This is a genomic window from Gilvimarinus sp. 1_MG-2023, assembly GCF_030548285.1.
In genome coordinates this window covers 1-242 of the sequence record NZ_JAUOSC010001557.1, presented here as the reverse complement: position 1 = coordinate 242, position 242 = coordinate 1, and the positions used below count along the sequence as shown (strand labels likewise).

The window sequence follows — 242 nt, the reverse complement described above, 5'->3', positions numbered from 1 at the left end:
GCATTGGTCAATCGCCCCAGGGTGCTGCTGCTGTACGAGCCGCTGGGGGCACTGGATCTGAAATTACGCGAGCAAATGCAAGGGGAACTGAAACGGCTGCAGCGCCAGCTCGGTATCACTTTTGTGTTTGTTACCCACGACCAGACCGAGGCGCTGTCGATGTCGGATCGCGTGGCGGTGTTTAACCAGGGCCGGATTGAGCAACTGGATTCACCCCGCAACCTGTACAACCAGCCGCAAAC

1 pseudogene is annotated in these 242 nt (G+C 58.3%); it reads left to right on the top strand.

The window, feature by feature from the left end:
* Nucleotides 1–242, top strand: a pseudogene (gene potA, locus Q4563_RS22030) (spermidine/putrescine ABC transporter ATP-binding protein PotA); the annotation flags it as partial.